The following is an 18,494-nucleotide window of genomic DNA, read 5'->3' on the forward strand; positions in this document are numbered from 1 at the left end:
GACCGGGAGAACGCGATGACCACGCCGACCGCCGCCGTACCGGGCTGGGAACTCGACGTCGCGCCGTTTCACGCGGGCGAGCTTGCCGTGCAGCAGCGCGCGGGCGTGACGGAGGCCGCGGGCACGGCCGGCCGGCGCGGGATTCGCCGCTTCATGCCGGACCAGCACCGGACGTTCTTTGCGCAGTTGCCGTTCTTCGTGCTCGGCGGCGTCGATGCGCACGGCCAGCCGTGGGCCACGCTGCGGGTCGGGACGCCCGGCTTCGTGACGGCGCCGGACGCGCGCACGCTGCGCATCGACGGCGATGCGCTGCCCGGCGATCCGCTGGCCGGCGCGTGGCAGCCGGGTGCGCCGCTCGGCGGGCTCGGGATCGAGTTCGATACGCGCAGGCGCAATCGCGTGAACGGCGTCGTGCGCGCGACCGACGGCGGCGCGCTGACGATCGCGGTCGAGCAGAGCTTCGGCAACTGTGCGAAGTACATCCAGGGCCGCAAACCCACCTTCGTGGCGCGTGAAGCCGGGGCGTCCATTGCGTCCGACGTGTCGGACCGGCTGAGCGACGCGGATCGCGCGCTGCTCGCGCAGGCCGATACGTTCTTCGTCGCGAGTGCGAACACGTCGGCCGACGCGGGCGCCGCGCGCGGCGCGGACGTGTCGCATCGCGGCGGCATGCCGGGCTTCGTGCGCGTCGACGACCCGCACACGCTGACGACGCCGGATTTCAGCGGCAACCGCTTCTTCAACACGCTCGGCAACCTGCAGCACGATCCGCGCGCGGGGCTGCTGTTCGTCGATTTCGACAGCGGCGATCTGCTGTATGTCGCCGCGCGGGCGGAGATCGTGTGGGACGGGCCGCTCGTCGCGTCGTTCGATGGCGCGCAGCGGGTCGTGCGGTTTCATGTGCGGGAAGTGCGGCGCATGCGCGCGGTGTTGCCGTTCAGGTGGTCGGCGGTCGAACGCGCGCCGCAGTTCGCGGCGATGGCGGCGGGCGCGGTTGCGGCGGGCGGGCAGGTGCCGTCCGCACTCGCATCGGCAACGGCACGCACGTCCGCGCCTTCATCAGCAATCGCATCGGCTCCCGCATGGCGCCCGCTGCGCATCGCGAAGATCGTCGACGAAGCGTGCGCGATCCGCTCGTTTCATTTCGAAGCAGCCGATGGCGACGCGTTGCCGACGTACGAAGCCGGGCAGCACCTGACGCTGCGCGTCGCGCTGCCGGGCAGCGACGCGCCGACGATCCGCAGCTACACGTTGTCCGATGCGCCGGGCGCACCGCGTTACCGGATCACCGTGAAGCGCGAAGGACGCGTGTCGGCGTGGCTGCACGATCATGCTCGGGCAGGCATGACGCTCGACGCGCAGATGCCGCGCGGCCGCTTCACGTTCGACGTCGCGAGCCCGCGCCCGGCCGTGCTGGTGTCGGCCGGCATCGGCATCACGCCGATGATCGCGATGCTGCGCCGCGCGTTGGCCGACGACAAGGCGTCGAGTCGCATCGTGTTCGTGCACGGCGCGCGCGACACGGCCGACCGGCCGTTTGCGGCGGAACTGACGCGCATCGCCGACGCGGACCCGCGCGTATCGCTGCACTGGTTCGACAGCCGGCCGCAGCGCGACGGCGCGGCGCGACCGGGCCGCATCGACATCGCGCAACTGAAGCGCATCCTGCCGTTCGACGACTACGATTTCTACGTGTGCGGGCCGTCCGCGTTCATGCGCGACTTGTACGACGGATTGCGCGCGCTGAACGTGCCGGACGAGCGTATCCGTTTCGAGGCGTTCGGGCCGTCGAGCGTCGTGCGTAACACGACCCGTGCGACCGGCGCGCCGGCGGCGAGCGTGCCGGTCGTATTCCGGCGCACGGGCCGCGAAGCTGCATGGATACCCGCCGACGGCACATTGCTCGAATTCGCCGAAGGCCAGGGCGTGGCGGTGCCGTCCGAGTGCCGTTCCGGGTCGTGCGGCACGTGCGCGACGCGCATGCTGTCCGGTGCGGTCGATTACGTGCAGTCGCACGATGCGCCGGTCGAACCCGGCTGCGTGCTGCTGTGCGTCGCGCAGCCTATCGAAGGGGCCGTGACGCCGCTCGTGTTCGAGCGCTGAACGCACCATGCGACATGCCGCCGCAGATGGCCTGCTGCGCGAAAAGCGCGCGCAACTGCTGCTTTTTTCGGATGCCGGTCGGGTCGACGATAGCGTCAACCGATTCGATGAAAGGAGCACAACCATGAAACTGCTCGGCATGATCAAGCTGGTCCTGTGGAGTTTCTTCGGCGTACGCAACAGCAAGGCGCACGCCGCCGATCTCGCGAACGTCAACTATACGTTGCTGCCGTTCGTGGCGATCGTGCTCGCGGTGCTGGTCGGCGCGGTGATCTACGGTGTGGTGCACCTGGTCGTCGATCCGACCGCGACGATGCAGGGGTTCTGACCGACCGCCGAATCGCGAGCGGGCGAACGTTCCCGCTCCGGTTTCCGGCCGCATGACCGACACGTGACCCTGCCGGCCATCGAGGTGGCCGCGCACGACGCCGGTCACGCGCACATCGATACCGTCGCCGTGCCGCATGAATCGCGCGGTGTCCGTTCCCGCCTTCCTCGCCCCCGATTTGCCCGATTCCAGGGCGGTCAACCCCGCCCGGGGTAAAATGCGCGCCGCGCCGCGATGTCGCGCGCGACGGGCATGCCGCCGTTCCAGCGAACGGCGCGCGCAAGTACGTCGCGCCCGCAACGGGGCGTTCGAAGCGTCCCCCCGCATGACAAGCCGCGCGCGATGCAGCCGGCCGCCCGACACGCCCCCGACGAACCGGTCGACGGCTGCGTCGGTACCCGGCGCGTCTCCGTCATCCGATGTCCCATCCAGCGCTTTCCCGATCGATCGGCACGCATGCTGCCCGATCGTCCGATTCGTCTGATGAATGTCGTGTCGACGTTCGTGCCCGGCGTCCGCTGGGCCGCCGCGGGTTCTTGCGCGAGGTCGCGCTTCGCGGCTGCATAACGCGTTTCGAGTGTTTCGACAGGGTCGAGTGGCGAGTTTTCCATCCAGAACAATGACGGTGAATAGAACAACAGCGGCGCCCGCACGGCGGCGGCGCGCGAAGGTCGGGCTTGGCGTCGGTCTCGGCATCACGCTTTTCGCGGCGCAGGCCGCCGCGGCACAGGGCGACGCGCCGGCATCCGATGCCGATGCGGCCCGGGCCGCGACACTGCCGACGATCACGGTCAGCGGCGAGCGCAGCGGCTCGTTTCGCGTGCGCGAGGCGTCGGTCGCGGGGCTCGACGACGCGCCGCTGCGCGACACGCCGGCCTCCGTCAACGTCGTCACGCGGGCGCTGATCGACGACCAGCAGGCCAAGCGCCTGAGCGATGTGGTGCGCAACGATGCGTCGGTCGTCAACGACTATGCGCCGGTCGGCTATTTCGAAGGCTTCGCGATCCGCGGCTTTCCGGTCGATCTCGCGAGCGCGATCCGGATCGACGGGCTGACGGTGTCCGGTGAGCAGAACGTGCCGCTCGAGAACAAGGAGCGTGTCGAGATCCTGAAGGGACTGGCCGGCATCGACAGCGGCGTGGTCGCGCCGGGCGGCGTGATCAACTTCGTGACGAAGCGCTCGGCGAACGTCGCGAGCGTGACGACCGGCGTCGACAGCCGCGGCTCGACGTCGGCGGCCGTCGATCTCGGCCGCCGCTTCGGCCCCGACAATCAGTTCGGCTTCCGGATCAATGCCGCGAAGGAGAACATGCATTCGTACATCGACGGCACCAACGGGCGACGCACGTTCGGCTCGATCGCCGCCGACTGGGACATCAGCCCGCGCGCGAGCCTGCAGCTGAACGCGGAATTCCAGCAGTGGATCCAGCGCTCCGCGCCCGGCTACCAGCTGCTCGGCGGCACCGTCGTGCCGTCCGTCAACACGACGTCGAAGGCGCTCGGCACGCAGCCGTGGGCGAAGCCGGTGACGACCGATGCGCTGAACCTGAACGCGCGCTTCGATTACCAGTTCAACGACGACTGGAAGGCCTACATCGCCGCGGGCCGCAGCCGCACGATGATCGACGACAACAGCGCGTTCGCGTACGGCTGCTATTACGCGGCGAGCTGCGCGGCCGGCACGACGTCGCCGTTCTTCTTCGGCGCGAACGGCGACTACGACGTGTACGACTTCCGCAGCCCGGGCGAATACCGCCGCAACGACGATCTGCGCGCGGTCACGACGGGCAAGTTCGCGACAGGCCCGCTGCGGCACGAGCTGACGCTCGGCGTGAGCGTGCAGCGCCGCGTCGTACACATGGCGAACGCCGTGTACGACTACGTGGGCAGCGAGAACATCTATGGGCCCGACGTCGCGTTCGCGCCGTCGCCGAACACGGCCGGGCCGTCGTATCCGCAGCTCGACGCGTGGCAGTACGGCGTGTTCGGGCTCGACCGCATCAGCATCGGCGAGCACTGGCAGGTGCTCGCGGGCGGCAAGGAAGTGCTGTTGCGCCAGCGCAGCTGGAACAGCCTCGACGGCGACGCGACGCACACCGACCGCTCGGTGTTCCTGCCGCAGGTCGCGCTCGTCTACAAGCCGGTGAACGTGCTGTCGCTGTACGCGTCGTACAGCAAGGCGCTGTCGCTCGGCGACCAGGCGCCGGTGCGCGCGACCAACGCGTATGCGTTCCTGCCGCCGGTCGAATCGCATCAGTTCGAACTCGGCGCGAAATACGACTGGCTCGACCGGCTGAGCCTCACGGCCGCCGTGTTCTCGATCAGCAAGCCGTTCCAGTTCGCCGATTCCGATGCGTCGGGCACGAGCTATACGTTCGTGCAGCGCGGCACGCAGCGCCACCAGGGGATCGAACTCGGCGCGGCCGGGCGCGTGACCGAGCGGCTCGGACTGACGGCCAGCGTCGCGGCGATTCGCGCGCGCGCGTACGATTCGGGTTCGCCGGCGTACGAGGGGCACCAGATCATCAACGTGCCGGCGCTGCGCGCATCGCTGTATGCGGACTACGCGGTGCCGGGCGTCGCCGGTCTGAACGTGCTCGGCGGCGTCGAGTACAGCGCGGCGCGCAATGCGAACGAGGAAGGCACCGCGCGCGTGCCGTCGTGGTTCGTGTTCAATCTTGGCGCGCGCTATACGACGAAGATCGCGGGCCATCGCACGGTGCTGCGCGTGTCGGTGGACAACCTGTTCAACAAGTTCTACTGGCGCGACGCGGGCGAGCAGCAGGGCGACGCGTACCTGTTCCCGGGCGCGCCGCGCACCGCGCGCGTATCGTTGACCTATGATTTCTGATCGTCCGGATCCGGCCGCGTGATGCGCGGCCCCGGCAGCCAACCAGGAGAGCACAGACGATGTCCCCACTCGAAATCGCCGGCGTGATCGTCAGCGCGCTCGCGATCTGGCTGACCGCGAAACGGCGCATGCTGTGCTGGCCGGTCGGGCTCGCGTCGGTCGCGCTGTACGGCTGGATTTTCTTCGACGCGAAGCTGTATTCCGACATGCTGCTGCAGGGCGCGTTCGCGGTGCTGCAGGTGTACGGCTGGCGCCGCTGGATCGCACAGCGTACGCTGGAGGCGAGCGGCGGCGCGGCGCCGGCCGGCGATGTCGCGCCCGTCACCGGCGTGCGGCCGCGGCAGATGCTGCCCGACCTGATCGCGGCCGTCGTCGGGAGCGCGCTGCTCGGCGGGATGATGGCGCGCTGGACCGACGCGGCGCTGCCCTTCGTCGATGCGTCGCTAACGGCGTTCAGCCTCGTCGCGCAATACTGGACCGCGCGGCGCTACATCGCGTCGTGGGGGTTGTGGATCGTCGTGAACGTCGTATACGTCGGGATGTTCGTGTTCAAGGAACTGTATCTGACGGCCGGACTCTATGCGCTGTTCATCGCGCTCGCCGTCATCGGCTGGCGCGACTGGAGCCGGACGGCCGACGCGCTGCGCGCGACGGCGAGCCCGGCGGGCTGATTCACGGACCGATTCAACTACGGAGCTGCGTCGTTCATGACATTTCCTCTCGAGCCGAACGCGCCTGCGTCGCGTGACGCCGCCGACGCGCGGGACGTCGCACCGCCGCAATTCGGCGTCGACGGCGAGCAGGCCGAACGCGACTGGCCGCTGATGACGCACGACGAAGTCGCGGGTGTGCTCGCGCGGATCGATGGCGTCGGCGCGCCGGCGCGGCTCACGTGGCACAGCCCGCGGCCGTTCTCGGCGGCCGTGCTGGTGCGCACGACGGACGAGCGCACGCTGTTCGTCAAGCGTCATCACGTGAGCCTGCGTGATGTCGCCGGACTCGAGGAAGAGCATCGCTTCATCGCGCATCTGCGTGCACGCGATGTTCCGGTCGCCGACGTGCTCGCCGGTCGCGACGGCGCGACCGCGTTCGCATCCGGCGACTGGACCTATGAAGTGCACGCGGTCGCGCCGGGTGTCGACGCGTATCGCGGCGTGATGTCGTGGCAGCCGTTCATGGATCCTTCGCATGCATACGCGGCCGGCCGCGCGCTGGCCGAACTGCATCGCGCATCGGCCGGATACGATGCGCCGGCGCGGCCCGTGCGCACGCTGTTGTCGAGTTTTCGCGTACTGTCGTCCACCGATCTGGCGGGTGCGCTCGAACGCTGGGTCGATGCGCAGCCGCTGCTGGTGCGCGCGCTCGGCACGCGCGACTGGCGCGGCGATGTAGCGGATGCGATCGGCCCGTATCATGCGCGCCTCGTGCCGCTGCTTCCCGCGCTGCCGCCGCTGTGGACGCACGGCGACTGGCATGCGTCGAACCTGTTGTGGACCGATGCCGGCCCCGCAGCACAGGTGCGCACCGTGCTCGACTTCGGCCTGTCCGATCGCACGTGCGCGGTGATGGACGTCGCGCTGGCGATCGAGCGCAATACGATCGACTGGATGGCGCCGGCCGATGCGCGCCGCATCGAATACGCGCACATCGATGCGCTGCTCGACGGCTACGAATCGCTCGAACCGCTGAGCGACGATGCGTATGCCGCGCTGGTCGCAATGCTGCCGATCGTGCATACGGAGTTCGCGCTGTCGGAAGTCGCGTATTTCGGGTGCATCATCGAGGCCCCGGCGATCGTCGACGTCGCGTACGACGGCTACCTGCTCGGACACGCACGCTGGTTCGGCGAACGCGACGGACGACAACTGCTCGGCTGGCTGGTGCAACGCCGGCGCGCGAAGCGGGGCAGCGTGTAAAGCTGCGCGCCGGCCGTCGTCGAGCCGGCAATGTTGTTTTCCTTCCGTGCGGCGATCGCACCGCACATTCACTGAAATCATCCGATCCACGAAGCGGATCCTGCTCCCGCAGGACACCGCACGTCCGCACGCCGTCGCATCCAACATGACGGAAATGTCATCTTCGGCTCATCTTCGCACTGCACCCGATCCGTAGCATCGGTGCGAACCGTTATCGCAGAACCGAACATGCTCAAGCTCACCCTCGCCGTGGCCGTCGTCTTCGCGACGGCCGCGACGGCCCATGCGCAATCGCTGCAGGTCGCGGCCCCGGCCTTGGCCTCGACGGCTTCCGCTGTTGCACCGCCGTCCGACGCCGCTTCTTCCCCATCGCTGACGTTGTCCGACGCGCTCGCGGCCGCGGCCCGCAACAACCCGGCGTTGCGCGGCGCGCGAGCGGACGTCGACGCATCGGCCGGCGCGCTGATGCAGGCCGGCGCGCGTCCCAATCCGGAAGTGTCGTTCCTGCAGGAAGGCTTCAGCCGTGCGGAGCGCACGTCGACCGCGCTGATCAACCAGACCATCGAACTCGGGGGCAAGCGCCGCGCGCGGCTCGATGTCGCGTCGTACGGCCGCGAGGCCGCGAACGCGTCGCTCGACGAGCAGGGCGCCGCCGTGCGCGCCGATGTGATCGCGGCGTTCTACGGATTGCTTGCCGCGCAGCGGCAACTTCAGGTCACCGAAGAGTCGGCCGCGATCGCCGCGCGCTCGGCGGACCTCGCGGGCCGCCGCGCGCAGGCCGGCAAGGTGTCGCCGGTCGAGGCGACCAAGGCGCAGGTGGCGGCGGCCGGCGTCCAGATCGAGGTGGCGACCGCGCGCGGCCGTGTCGACGTCGCGCGCGAGAAGCTGAATGCGGTGATGGGTGAAGCGCGCAGCGACCGGCGCGTCGCGCTCGGCGATCTGGAAGTGGTGCCGGCGGTCGAGCCGCTGTCCGCGCTGACCGCGCAGCTCGACGATGCGCCGCTCGCCCGCGTCGCGCGTGCGCAGATGCTGCGCTCGAACGCGGCCGTGTCGCTCGAACGCGCGCGGCGCATTCCCGACGTGACGGTCAGCGCGGGCATGAAGCGGGTGACGACGGGCGGCGTGCCCGACAACCAGGCGGTGGTCGGCGTGTCGATTCCGATTCCGCTGTTCGACACGAACCGGGGCGCGCTGCTCGAAGCGACGCACAAGGCCGAGCGCGCGAATGCCGATCTCGACCGCGAGCGCACGCGGCTGCGGCTCGAACTCACGCAGGCGTACGCGAATTTCGACGCGGCTGCGCAGGAAGCGCGGCGGCTGAAGACCGACATCCTGCCCGGCGCGCGGCTCGCGCTCGATGCGATGTCGCGCGGCTACGAGCTCGGCAAGTTCAGCTTCCTCGACGTGCTCGACGCGCAGCGCACGCTGTTCCAGGGGCAATCGCAATACGTGCGCGCGCTCGCCGACGCGCATGCGGCCCGCGCCGACATCGGCCGGCTCGTCGGCACGCCGCTCGCGGCCGTTGCGCAATAGCCGCGCTTCTTACCTGAAGGATCATCATGTCACGCAGCAGAATCTTCATCATTGCGGCGGCCGTGCTCGGCGGCGTCGGGATCGTGCTCGGCGCGCTCGCCGTCACGCGAGGCGGCGCGTCCGTGCCCGCGGGCACCGAAGCCGCGCAGGCGGCCGACGGCGTCGGCACCGGCTCGCACGGCGGCGTCGTGCTCACGCGCGGCACATTGTCCGTCGAGATCGTGATGACGGAAAAACCCGGCGACGCGCGGCTCGTCGTCTATCCGTTCGTCGACGGCAAGCCTGCGACCAGGGGCGTCGCCGTGTCCGGCACGCTGGTGCGGTACGACCGCTCGCACGAACCCATGCGTTTCGACGTCGCGGGCCAGAAGTTCGTGTCGACGCAATCGATCGCGAAGCCGCACGTGTTCGACGCGACGATCGACGTCAAGGCGGGCAACGAGGCCGCGTCGTTTCCGTTCGCGCGCGCGGACGGCGCGATCGCGCTGACCGATGAGCAGTTGAAGACGTCGAAGATCGCGCTCGCGAAGGCCGGCCCCGCGCAGATCGCCACGCCGTTCCAGCTGCCGGGCGAGATCAAATTCAACGAGGATCGCACCGCGCACGTCGTGCCGCGCGTGGCCGGCATCGTCGAACAGGTGTCGGTGTCGCTCGGGCAGAACATCGCGAAGGGGCAGGTGCTGGCCGTGATCGCGAGCACCGATCTCGCGGATCGTCGCAGCGAACTGCTGACCGCCGAACGCCGGTTGTCGGGCGCGCGCGCGACCTATGAACGCGAACGCACGCTGTGGCAGGAGCGCATCTCGGCGGAACAGGATTACCAGCAGGCGCAGGTTCAGTTGCGCGAGGCCGAGATCGCCGTGCAGAACGCGCGGCAGAAACTGGCCGCGCTGAACGCGCCGGCCGGCGCGGGCGCGCTGAACCGCTACGAATTGCGCGCGCCGTTCGCGGGCACGATCGTCGAGAAGCATGCGACGCCCGGCGAAGCGATCGCCGCCGACGCGAGCATGTTCGTGATCTCCGACCTGTCGACGGTGTGGGCCGAGATGGCCGTGCCCGCGCAGCGGCTGAACGACGTGCGCGTCGGCCGCGACGCGACGGTCAGCGCGACCGCGTTCGAATCGCGCTCGAGCGGCCCGATCGCTTACGTCGGCTCGCTGCTCGGCGAACAGACGCGCACCGCGCCCGCGCGCGTCGTGCTGCCGAATCCGGACGGCGTGTGGCGGCCGGGGATGTTCGTGAACGTGTCGGTCGACGCGGGCAAGCAGGCCGTGCCGCTCGCCGTCGCGAGCGACGCGCTGCAGGACGTCGACGGCGTGCCGTCGGTATTCGTGCGCTCGCCGAAGGGCTTCGTCGCACAGGCCGTCGAGACGGGGCGGCGCGACGACCGTGCGACCGAAGTGCTGAAGGGGCTCAAGCCGGGCCAGGAATATGTGGCCGCGAACAGCTTCGTGCTGAAGGCCGAACTCGGCAAGGGGAGCGCGGAACATGAATGAGCGTCACGTATCGAAGGCCCACGCAGTGGACGTTCCCTGCCTCAAGGAATCCCGCCATGTTTGAGCGCCTGATCCGCTTTGCGATCGCGCACCGCTGGCTCGTGATGCTGGCGATCGCGGCCGTGGCCGCGCTGGGCGTGTTCAGCTACCAGAAGCTGCCGATCGACGCGGTGCCCGACATCACGAACGTGCAGGTCCAGATCAACACGGCCGCGCCCGGTTACTCGCCACTGGAGGCGGAGCAGCGCATCACGTATCCGGTCGAAACCGTGATGGCCGGCCTGCCGGGCCTCGAGCAGACGCGTTCGATTTCGCGCTACGGTCTGTCGCAGGTCACCGTGATCTTCAAGGACGGCACCGACATCTACTTTGCGCGGCAGCTCGTCAACGAACGTATCCAGGAAGCGAAGGACAAGCTGCCCGCCGGCATCGCGCCCGCGATGGGGCCGACGTCGACCGGCCTCGGCGAGATCTACCTGTGGACCGTCGAGGCCGACGCGGCCGCGCGCAAGCCCGACGGCACGCGCTACACGGCGGCCGACCTGCGCGAGCTGCAGGACTGGGTCGTCCGGCCGCAACTGCGAAACGTGCGCGGCGTGACCGAGGTGAATTCGATCGGCGGCTACGTGAAGGAATACCGCGTCGCGCCGAACCCGGCGAAGCTGATGTCGTACGGGCTGACGCTCGCCGACGTCGTGCGCGCGCTCGAACGCAACAACGACAACGTCGGCGCGGGTTACATCGAGAAGCGCGGCGAGCAGTACCTGGTGCGCGTGCCGGGCCAGGCGCGCACCGTCGACGACATCGCGAACATCGTGCTGACCAACGTCGGCGGCGTGCCGGTGCGGATGAAGGAGGTCGGTCAGGTCGACATCGGCCGGGAGTTGCGCACCGGCGCCGCGACGTCGAACGGCGAGGAGGTCGTGCTCGGCACGGTGTTCATGCTGATGGGCGAGAACAGCCGCTCGGTCGCGAAAGCCGTCGCCGCGAAGATGGCGGATGTGAACCGCACGCTGCCGGCCGGCGTGAAGGCGATCCCCGTCTACGACCGCACCGTGCTCGTCGAGAAGGCCGTCGCGACCGTGAAGAAAAACCTGCTCGAGGGCGCGATCCTCGTGATCGCGGTGCTGTTCCTGTTTCTCGGCAACATCCGCGCGGCGCTGATCACCGCGCTCGTGATCCCGCTGTCGATGCTGATGACGTTCACCGGGATGGTCAACGCGAAGGTCAGCGCGAACCTGATGAGCCTCGGCGCGCTCGACTTCGGGATCATCGTCGACGGCGCGGTCGTGATCGTCGAGAACTGCGTGCGACGGCTCGCGCATGCGCAGGCCGTCGCCGGCCGGCCGCTGACGCGCGACGAGCGTTTCGCGGAAGTATTCGGCGCATCGCAGGAGGCGCGCCGCGCGCTGATCTTCGGGCAACTGATCATCATGGTCGTGTACCTGCCGATCTTCGCGCTCACGGGCGTCGAAGGGAAGATGTTCCATCCGATGGCCGTCACCGTGGTGATGGCGCTCGCGGCGGCGATGGTGCTGACCGTCACGTTCATTCCGGCAGCGGTGGCGCTGTTCATCGGCGAGCGCGTCGAGGAAAAGGAAAACCGCCTGATGGGGTGGGCGCGGCGTGCATACGAACCCGTGCTCGCCGCATTCATGACGCGCCCCGCGCGCGTGATGCTCGGCGCCGGCGCGATCGTGCTGGCCACGCTCGGGCTCGCGACGCGGCTCGGCAGCGAGTTCATCCCGAGCCTGAACGAGGGCGATCTCGCGGTCGCCGCGCTGCGCATTCCCGGCACGAGCCTGTCGCAATCGGTCGAGATGCAGAAGTCGATCGAGAAGACGCTGAAGGCGCGCTTCCCGGAAATCGAGCGCGTGTTCGCGCGCACCGGCACGGCCGAGATCGCGGCCGATCCGATGCCGCCGAACCTGTCGGACGGCTACATCATGCTGAAGCCGTCCGACAAGTGGCCCGATCCGAACAAGCCGCGCGATCAGCTCGTGCGCGAGATCGAGGCGGCGCTCGCGGAACTGCCGGGCAACGCGTACGAGTTCTCGCAGCCGATCCAGCTGCGCTTCAACGAGCTGATCTCGGGCGTGCGCAGCGACGTCGCGGTGAAGATCTTCGGCGACGACATGACCGTGCTGAACCAGACCGGCGAGCAGATCGCGGCCGCGTTGCAGAAGGTGCCGGGCGCATCCGAAGTGAAGGTCGAGCAGACCACCGGCCTGCCCGTGCTGACCGTCAACCTCGACCGCGACAAGCTCGCGCGTTACGGCGTGACGGTCGCCGACCTGCAGGATACGGTGGCCGCGGCCGTCGGCGGGCAGAAGGCGGGGACGCTGTTCCAGGGCGATCGCCGCTTCGACATCGTCGTGCGGCTGCCGGACGAGCTGCGCTCCGACATCGAGGCGATCAAGCGTCTGCCGATCGCGCTGCCCGCGCCGGCCGCGGGTGCCAGCGCGCCGCTCGCGCAGGCGCCGTACGTGCCGCTCGCGGAACTCGCGACCATCGAGGTCGCGCCGGGCCCGAACCAGATCAGCCGCGAGGACGGCAAGCGGCGCGTCGTCGTCAGCGCGAACGTGCGCGGCCGCGACGTCGGCTCGTTCGTCGCCGATGCGCGCGAGCAATTGCAACAGGACGTGCGCGTGCCGGCCGGCTACTGGGTGTCGTGGGGCGGCCAGTTCGAGCAGTTGCAGAGCGCGAGCGAGCGGCTGAAGCTCGTCGTGCCGCTCGCGCTGTTCATGGTGTTCGTGCTGCTGTTCGTGATGTTTAACAACGTGAAGGACGGGCTGCTGGTCTTCACCGGCATTCCGTTCGCGCTGAGCGGCGGCGTGGTGTCACTGTGGCTGCGCGGGATTCCGCTGTCGATCACCGCGGCGGTCGGCTTCATCGCGCTGTCCGGCGTCGCGGTGCTCAACGGTCTCGTGATGATCTCGTTCATCCGCAACCTGCGCGACGACGGGATGCCGCTCGACGCGGCCGTGCGCGAAGGCGCGCTCACGCGGCTGCGGCCCGTGCTGATGACCGCGCTCGTCGCGTCGCTGGGCTTCCTGCCGATGGCATTCGCGACCGGCACCGGCGCCGAGGTGCAGCGCCCGCTCGCGACGGTCGTGATCGGCGGTATCCTGTCGTCCACGGCGCTGACGCTGCTGGTGCTGCCGGTGCTGTACCGCGTGAGCCACGCGGTGTCGTGGCGCGCGGTATTGCGCGGCGGGTTCGGCGCGGGCGTGCTGCGCCGGCTGGGTTTCTTCAAGGGTAATGCGTGATGCGAATTCTGATTGTCGAGGATGAACCGAAAACCGGCGCCTATCTGCGCAAGGGCCTGACCGAAGCCGGCTATGTCGTCGACTGGGTGGAGGACGGCATCACGGGCCAGCATCAGGCCGAGACCGAGGAGTACGATCTGCTCGTGCTCGACGTGATGCTGCCGGGGCAGGACGGCTGGACGCTGCTGCAGAACCTGCGTCGCAGCAAGTCGACGCCTGTGCTGTTCCTCACCGCGCGCGACGACGTCGGCGACCGCGTGAAGGGGCTCGAACTCGGCGCCGACGATTATCTGGCCAAGCCGTTCGACTTCGTCGAACTCACCGCGCGCATCAAGTCGATTTTGCGGCGTGGCCAGCCGCGCGATTCGAACACGCTGCGGGTGGCCGATCTCGAACTCGACCTGACGCGCCGCAAGGCCACGCGGCAGCGCGACACGATCCTGCTGACCGCGAAGGAATTCGCGCTGCTGTGGCTGCTGATGCGTCGCGAAGGCGAGATCCTGCCGCGCGCGACGATCGCGTCGCAGGTGTGGGACATGAACTTCAACAGCGATACGAACGTCGTGGATTCCGCGATCCGGCGACTGCGCTCGAAGATCGACGACGCCTACGAACCGAAGCTGATCCACACCGTGCGCGGGATGGGCTACGTGCTCGAAGTGCGCGACGGCGCGGCCAAATGATCGCGCGCCTGCTGCCGCGCACGCTGCGCGGACGCCTGACCGCGCTGATCATCCTGTCGACGTCGGTGATCCTCGCCTCGAGCGGCGTCGCGCTGTACGAGGCGTTGAGCAATCGCATCGAGACGACGGCGGCCGAGCAGATGGCCGGTATTTCGACCGCGCTGGGCACGCATCTGGCGGACGCGCGTTCGACGGCCGACGTCGCGCGCAACCCCGATATCTGGATCGACCAGTTGCATGGGCATCCGAACATGGACCTGGCGATCTACGATGCGGCCGGCACGCGCATCGTCGGCACGCCCGGATTCCGGACCTACGCGCCGCTGCTGTCGACGGACGCGGGCCGTATTCCGGTATTCGTCGCGCCGCCCGGCGCGCGGCATCAGTATCTGGTGATGACCGTGCCGCTCGCCGGCGCGGGCGCGCCCGTCGTGCGCGTCGCGGTGCAGTACGACCGCAGCGCCGACGTGCTGCTGCTGCGCACGCATGCTTATACGATCGTCGTGATCGAGGTGTTCGGCGTCGTGCTGGCGGCCGCGATCGCATACGGCATCGCGGCGCTCGGGCTGAGCCCGCTGCGGCGCTTCGCGGCGCGGGCCGAGCAGATGTCGACGAGCCGGCTGGCCCATCCGCTGCCGGAACTCGAAACGTCAGGCGAACTGAAGGAACTGGAGCATGCGTTCAACGGGATGCTCGCGCGCCTGAACGAATCGTTTACGCGGTTGAGCCAGTTCTCGTCGAATCTCGCGCACGACATGCGCACGCCGCTCACGAACCTGCAGGCGGCCGCGCAGGTCGTGCTGTCGCAGCCGCGCGGCGCGGACGAATATCGCAGCGTGATCGAGTCGAGCATTGACGAGTATCAGCGGCTGTCGAGGATGATCGAGGACATGCTGTTCCTCGCGCGCTCGGAGCAGGCCGGCACGTCGATCGACGTGCGGCGGCTCGATGCGGCCGAGGAGGCCTCGCGAGTCGCCGGCTACTACGAGCCGCTCGCGGAGGACGCGGGTGTGTCGGTGAAGGTCGACGGCTACGCATGGGTCGACGCGGATCTCACGCTGTATCAGCGCGCGTTGAGCAACCTGCTGTCCAATGCGCTGGCGTATGCGCCGCGCGGCAGTGTCGTGACGATCGATTGTTCGGAACAGGCCGGCGCGACGACGATCGCCGTATCGGATACGGGGCCGGGCATCGATGCGCAGCACGTCGCGCGGATTTTCGAGCGCTTCTATCGCGTCGATCCGTCGCGGCACAATTCGGCGTCGGGGACGGGCCTCGGCCTCGCGATCGTCCGGTCGATCATGGACAACCATGGCGGCGAATGCGGCGTCGACAGCGTTCCCGGCCGGCGCACGACATTCTGGCTGCGCTTTCCGCAGCGGCCGCCGGGTGCGCCGAAGACGATGCCGGCGGCCCATGCTTGAGATCGCACGCCGGCACGGCCGCGCGTTCGCCGCGATACGTCGGCGCGCGGCACGCTGCCCGCGATCGCGCGGCAGCGCCCGCGCCTGACCGGCATCAGCGGGTCGCGAGGCTGTCGTGATTGTCGGCCTGCGGCGCCTTCTCGCCGGCATGCACCGAAATCCCGTGAAGCTCCTTGTTGCGCGCGACGATCTCGCCGGTCGGCGGGTACTGGGTCTTGCTCGTCGGCACCACGCCATCATGCTGCGCCTGCTTCAGTTCGTTGATGACTTCCGCGCGGGTCTTGCCCTGCATTTGTGTTTGCGTTTGTGCGAATGCGGCTTGCGTGGCGATGCCGAGAGACAGCGTCGCGGTGACGAACAGGGCAGCGAGTTTTACCGTTTTCATGGAGCTCTCCTTGATGAGGCCGCCGGGTGGCGATCCATGGAACCAGTATGCGAAAGCAGCCGAGCGTGACCGTGATCGGCAGATGAAAAATCCGTCAGATTGCGCGGCGGCGTGTCCAACGTGCGGGCCCTGGCCGACATGACGCGATCGTCATGTTCGGGTCATGCGTGCGATGAACGGAAAGCGGAGCATGTCGCTTGCCGACGGCCGATGGTGTCGTCGGCATGCGCGCCGTTCGCCGCGCCGGCATGGAAGGCGGCCGGCTTCGTTTCGACTTTCATTCCGGACCAAACAGTGGATCGTCCCGCCATTCGCCTGTCGTTGCTTGCGTTGCTGATTGCACCGTTGGTCGCCGGTTGCGCGTCGTCCCGTCCCGATGCAGGAACGGTCGGATCGTCCGCGCCGAAGGCCGTGCGCAATGCGGTGCCCGCCGGCCTGACGCCCGGCGAGCAGATCGACTATGCGGGACATCGCTGCGGCAATCCAAACTTCCACGTGAAGACGCATCCGTGCCTGTTCCCGAAGCGCAACGTCACGCCTTGATCTGTCGTACTGACGAAAAAAAGCCCGGCACTCACGGTGTCCGGGCCGAACGCGTGATCGTGCCGTGCGACAGCGATCCGCTTGCGTGGATTGCAACGGGCATCGCCCGTCACGCATTCGATGGTAGCGACACGATGCATCGCGAACCTGATCGGAAGATGAAATTTTCGTCATGCGCGTGCCCGCGCGTTGCCGCTGCCCCGATCAGAAACGATGGCGCAGCCCGAGATTGACGATCCCTTGCGTGCGCGTGCCGCCGTAGCCATAGGAGCCGATCGACGCCTGCGCCGTCTGCGTGCCGCCGTCGAGCGTGCGTTGCTCGCCATTCGCGCGTTGCCACGCGCCGACCGCATAGAGATCGGTGCGTTTCGACAGCACGTAGTCCGCGCCGGCCGACACCTGATGGTAGGTCGCGCGCGTATCGCCGCGGGCTTTCGTGTAGCTGTAGCCGACGCCGACGAGCAGGCTCGCGCTCGCCTGATAGTTGAAGAAGCCGCGCACGGTATCGTATTTCTGCGTGTTGCGAAATGCCGACATCGCATCGGCCTTGTACTGCGCGTTGCTGTAGTCGATGCCGACCGCGAAGGGCGCGAAGCTGTAGCGCAACGCGCCGCGTGCAATGCCGATCGACTTCGCGGAGATGTAGCCGCCGTTGACCAGCGATCCGTCGAACGTGCCGTCGGAGGTGCCGTTCCAGCCGGTCCGGATGCCGTCGGCAAGCGGCGACTTGTTGGCCGCGTAGTAGTAGCCGCCCGCGACATCGACCGGGCCGTTGCCGTACGAAAGCCCGGCCGACCAGGTTTGTCCCGCGCCCGTCTTGCCGGCCACGCCGCCGAGCGCAACCATGCCGACGAACTGGAACCCGGCGATCACGGGGGACGTGTACTTCACCGCGTTGTCGGTTCGCGACGACGTGTCGTAGTTGTCGACGTCGCCGGGCGTCGCATACACGCTGCCGAAGTAGAAATCGCCGGTAATCGGCCATGCGACATCGGCAAGCGCGTCGTACTGGCGGCCGATCGTCAGCGTGCCCCAGCGCGAGCTGTCGAGACCGACGAACGCCTGCCGGCCGAACATCCGGTTGCCTTGCCCGAGTGCGCCGGTATTCGGATTGAAGCCGTTCTCCAGCGTGAAGATCGCCTTCAGCCCGCCGCCGAGGTCTTCCGCGCCTTTCACGCCGAAGCGGTTCCCGAGCAGGTTGCCGTTGCCCAGGCCGACGAGATTCTTGCCGTCCGCATTGGCATTCCAGACGTACGTCAGCGACGTATCGAACAGGCCGTAGAGGCTGACTTCCGACGCGTGAACCGCGTGGGCGGTCGTGAGCAGCGCACCGGACAGCATGACGAGCCGAGATGGAGTGTTCATGTTGGGTCCCTGAGGTTCAAGTTGATCGTTTCGTGCGTCCGTCGATCGTGCCGCGGCGCGTTCCGCGTGCGGGCGACGAATATGGCGAACGTGCAGGCGATTCTGGGAACCATTCGAATCGCGACGGTGAGGGACAAATGAGAAAAATGTCATCCGCGCGTCATGTGAGTCGAAGCATCTCGTCGATTTGCTTCGCACTGCGATTCAGGGCGTGGCATGCGATGACGAAATCGTCATCCCGTGTTCATGATCGCGCACCGCCGCCGGATCAATCTTGGAACTCACGTTACCCATTCCGGACAAGGAGCGAAGCTCATGAACATTCGACGACCCCTGATTTCGATCGCCGTTGCCGCGCTGTCGATCGCCGCTTTCTCGCAGTCGGCCACCGCGCAGTCCAGGACTCGGCAGGAAGTGCGCCAGGAACTGCTGCGCGCCCGTCACGACGGCGTGATCCCGAGTCCGAAGCACGACTATCCGCCGAGCCCGGCCACCATCGCCCGCAATCAGGAAATCCATCGCGCGACGGTGCATCGCGGCGAATCCGCGCCGGTCGTCGATGCGCATGACAACGGCTTGGCCGTGCGTTGATATTTTT

14 protein-coding genes are annotated in these 18,494 nt (G+C 68.3%); 12 read left to right on the forward strand and 2 right to left on the reverse strand.

Annotation, left to right across the window (positions count from 1 at the left end; all coding sequences use genetic code 11):
• Positions 1-15: 15 nt before the first annotated feature.
• The 10 genes from ACV22V_RS02100 to ACV22V_RS02145 all read left to right on the forward strand — a co-directional run bounded on the left by ACV22V_RS02100 (position 16) and on the right by ACV22V_RS02145 (position 15,603).
• Positions 16-2,103, forward strand: a complete 2,088-nt coding sequence (locus ACV22V_RS02100; RefSeq protein WP_448012861.1) for a pyridoxamine 5'-phosphate oxidase family protein — start codon at positions 16-18, stop codon at positions 2,101-2,103.
• 124 nt (positions 2,104-2,227) lie between these two features.
• Positions 2,228-2,431, forward strand: a complete 204-nt coding sequence (locus tag ACV22V_RS02105; protein ID WP_059531896.1) for a DUF2970 domain-containing protein — start codon at positions 2,228-2,230, stop codon at positions 2,429-2,431.
• A 619-nt stretch (positions 2,432-3,050) separates the two neighbouring features.
• Complete coding sequence (locus ACV22V_RS02110; protein WP_448012862.1) at positions 3,051-5,282, forward strand: TonB-dependent siderophore receptor; 2,232 nt, start codon at positions 3,051-3,053, stop codon at positions 5,280-5,282.
• Positions 5,283-5,341: 59 nt separating this feature from the next.
• On the forward strand, positions 5,342-5,953 hold the full coding sequence (pnuC, locus tag ACV22V_RS02115; protein WP_059531890.1) for a nicotinamide riboside transporter PnuC: 612 nt from the start codon (positions 5,342-5,344) through the stop codon (positions 5,951-5,953).
• Between the two features lie 36 nt (positions 5,954-5,989).
• Entirely contained in the window at positions 5,990-7,198 is a 1,209-nt protein-coding gene (locus ACV22V_RS02120) for a phosphotransferase enzyme family protein (RefSeq protein WP_448012863.1), read from the forward strand.
• A gap of 228 nt (positions 7,199-7,426) precedes the next feature.
• Positions 7,427-8,731 (forward strand): TolC family protein, encoded by a 1,305-nt coding sequence (locus tag ACV22V_RS02125; RefSeq protein ID WP_448012864.1) that lies wholly within the window; start codon positions 7,427-7,429, stop codon positions 8,729-8,731.
• A gap of 26 nt (positions 8,732-8,757) precedes the next feature.
• A complete protein-coding gene (locus ACV22V_RS02130) occupies positions 8,758-10,227 on the forward strand; it encodes an efflux RND transporter periplasmic adaptor subunit (RefSeq protein WP_448012865.1) in 1,470 nt (489 codons plus the stop codon).
• 56 nt (positions 10,228-10,283) lie between these two features.
• A complete protein-coding gene (locus ACV22V_RS02135; RefSeq protein WP_448012866.1) occupies positions 10,284-13,496 on the forward strand; it encodes an efflux RND transporter permease subunit in 3,213 nt (1,070 codons plus the stop codon).
• Positions 13,496-14,179, forward strand: coding sequence for a heavy metal response regulator transcription factor IrlR (irlR, locus tag ACV22V_RS02140; RefSeq protein ID WP_059466657.1), 684 nt, complete (start codon positions 13,496-13,498; stop codon positions 14,177-14,179). The genes ACV22V_RS02135 and irlR overlap by 1 nt, the downstream gene beginning before the upstream one ends.
• A complete protein-coding gene (locus ACV22V_RS02145) occupies positions 14,176-15,603 on the forward strand; it encodes a heavy metal sensor histidine kinase (RefSeq protein WP_448012867.1) in 1,428 nt (475 codons plus the stop codon). The genes irlR and ACV22V_RS02145 overlap by 4 nt, the downstream gene beginning before the upstream one ends.
• 94 nt (positions 15,604-15,697) lie before the next feature.
• Here ACV22V_RS02145 and ACV22V_RS02150 read toward each other — a convergent pair whose 3' ends face one another.
• Positions 15,698-15,988, reverse strand: coding sequence for a DUF4148 domain-containing protein (locus tag ACV22V_RS02150; protein ID WP_059531872.1), 291 nt, complete (start codon positions 15,986-15,988; stop codon positions 15,698-15,700).
• A 99-nt stretch (positions 15,989-16,087) separates the two neighbouring features.
• Between ACV22V_RS02150 and ACV22V_RS02155 the strand changes: the two genes are divergently transcribed.
• Entirely contained in the window at positions 16,088-16,531 is a 444-nt protein-coding gene (locus tag ACV22V_RS02155) for a hypothetical protein (protein WP_448012868.1), read from the forward strand.
• Positions 16,532-16,735: 204 nt separating this feature from the next.
• On the opposite strand, the gene ACV22V_RS02160 is transcribed toward ACV22V_RS02155, so the two are convergent.
• Positions 16,736-17,896 (reverse strand): porin, encoded by a 1,161-nt coding sequence (locus tag ACV22V_RS02160; protein ID WP_448012869.1) that lies wholly within the window; start codon positions 17,894-17,896, stop codon positions 16,736-16,738.
• Positions 17,897-18,142: 246 nt separating this feature from the next.
• Between ACV22V_RS02160 and ACV22V_RS02165 the strand changes: the two genes are divergently transcribed.
• The gene (locus ACV22V_RS02165) at positions 18,143-18,487 is read left to right on the forward strand and encodes a DUF4148 domain-containing protein (protein WP_236873266.1); all 345 of its coding nucleotides are present in this window, start codon (positions 18,143-18,145) and stop codon (positions 18,485-18,487) included.
• Positions 18,488-18,494: the final 7 nt, after the last annotated feature.

The organism is Burkholderia sp. AW33-5 (assembly GCF_053427615.1).

What these genes read in the sequence shown, in the direction of transcription:
- ACV22V_RS02100 (WP_448012861.1), top strand. Translation starts at nt 16, where the DNA reads ATGACCACGCCGACCGCCGCCGTACCGGGCTGGGAACTCGACGTCGCG.
- ACV22V_RS02105 (WP_059531896.1), top strand. Translation starts at nt 2,228, where the DNA reads ATGAAACTGCTCGGCATGATCAAGCTGGTCCTGTGGAGTTTCTTCGGC.
- ACV22V_RS02110 (WP_448012862.1), top strand. Translation starts at nt 3,051, where the DNA reads ATGACGGTGAATAGAACAACAGCGGCGCCCGCACGGCGGCGGCGCGCG.
- pnuC (WP_059531890.1), top strand. Translation starts at nt 5,342, where the DNA reads ATGTCCCCACTCGAAATCGCCGGCGTGATCGTCAGCGCGCTCGCGATC.
- ACV22V_RS02120 (WP_448012863.1), top strand. Translation starts at nt 5,990, where the DNA reads ATGACATTTCCTCTCGAGCCGAACGCGCCTGCGTCGCGTGACGCCGCC.
- ACV22V_RS02125 (WP_448012864.1), top strand. Translation starts at nt 7,427, where the DNA reads ATGCTCAAGCTCACCCTCGCCGTGGCCGTCGTCTTCGCGACGGCCGCG.
- ACV22V_RS02130 (WP_448012865.1), top strand. Translation starts at nt 8,758, where the DNA reads ATGTCACGCAGCAGAATCTTCATCATTGCGGCGGCCGTGCTCGGCGGC.
- ACV22V_RS02135 (WP_448012866.1), top strand. Translation starts at nt 10,284, where the DNA reads ATGTTTGAGCGCCTGATCCGCTTTGCGATCGCGCACCGCTGGCTCGTG.
- irlR (WP_059466657.1), top strand. Translation starts at nt 13,496, where the DNA reads ATGCGAATTCTGATTGTCGAGGATGAACCGAAAACCGGCGCCTATCTG.
- ACV22V_RS02145 (WP_448012867.1), top strand. Translation starts at nt 14,176, where the DNA reads ATGATCGCGCGCCTGCTGCCGCGCACGCTGCGCGGACGCCTGACCGCG.
- ACV22V_RS02150 (WP_059531872.1), bottom strand. Translation starts at nt 15,988, where the DNA reads ATGAAAACGGTAAAACTCGCTGCCCTGTTCGTCACCGCGACGCTGTCT.
- ACV22V_RS02160 (WP_448012869.1), bottom strand. Translation starts at nt 17,896, where the DNA reads ATGAACACTCCATCTCGGCTCGTCATGCTGTCCGGTGCGCTGCTCACG.
- ACV22V_RS02165 (WP_236873266.1), top strand. Translation starts at nt 18,143, where the DNA reads ATGATCGCGCACCGCCGCCGGATCAATCTTGGAACTCACGTTACCCAT.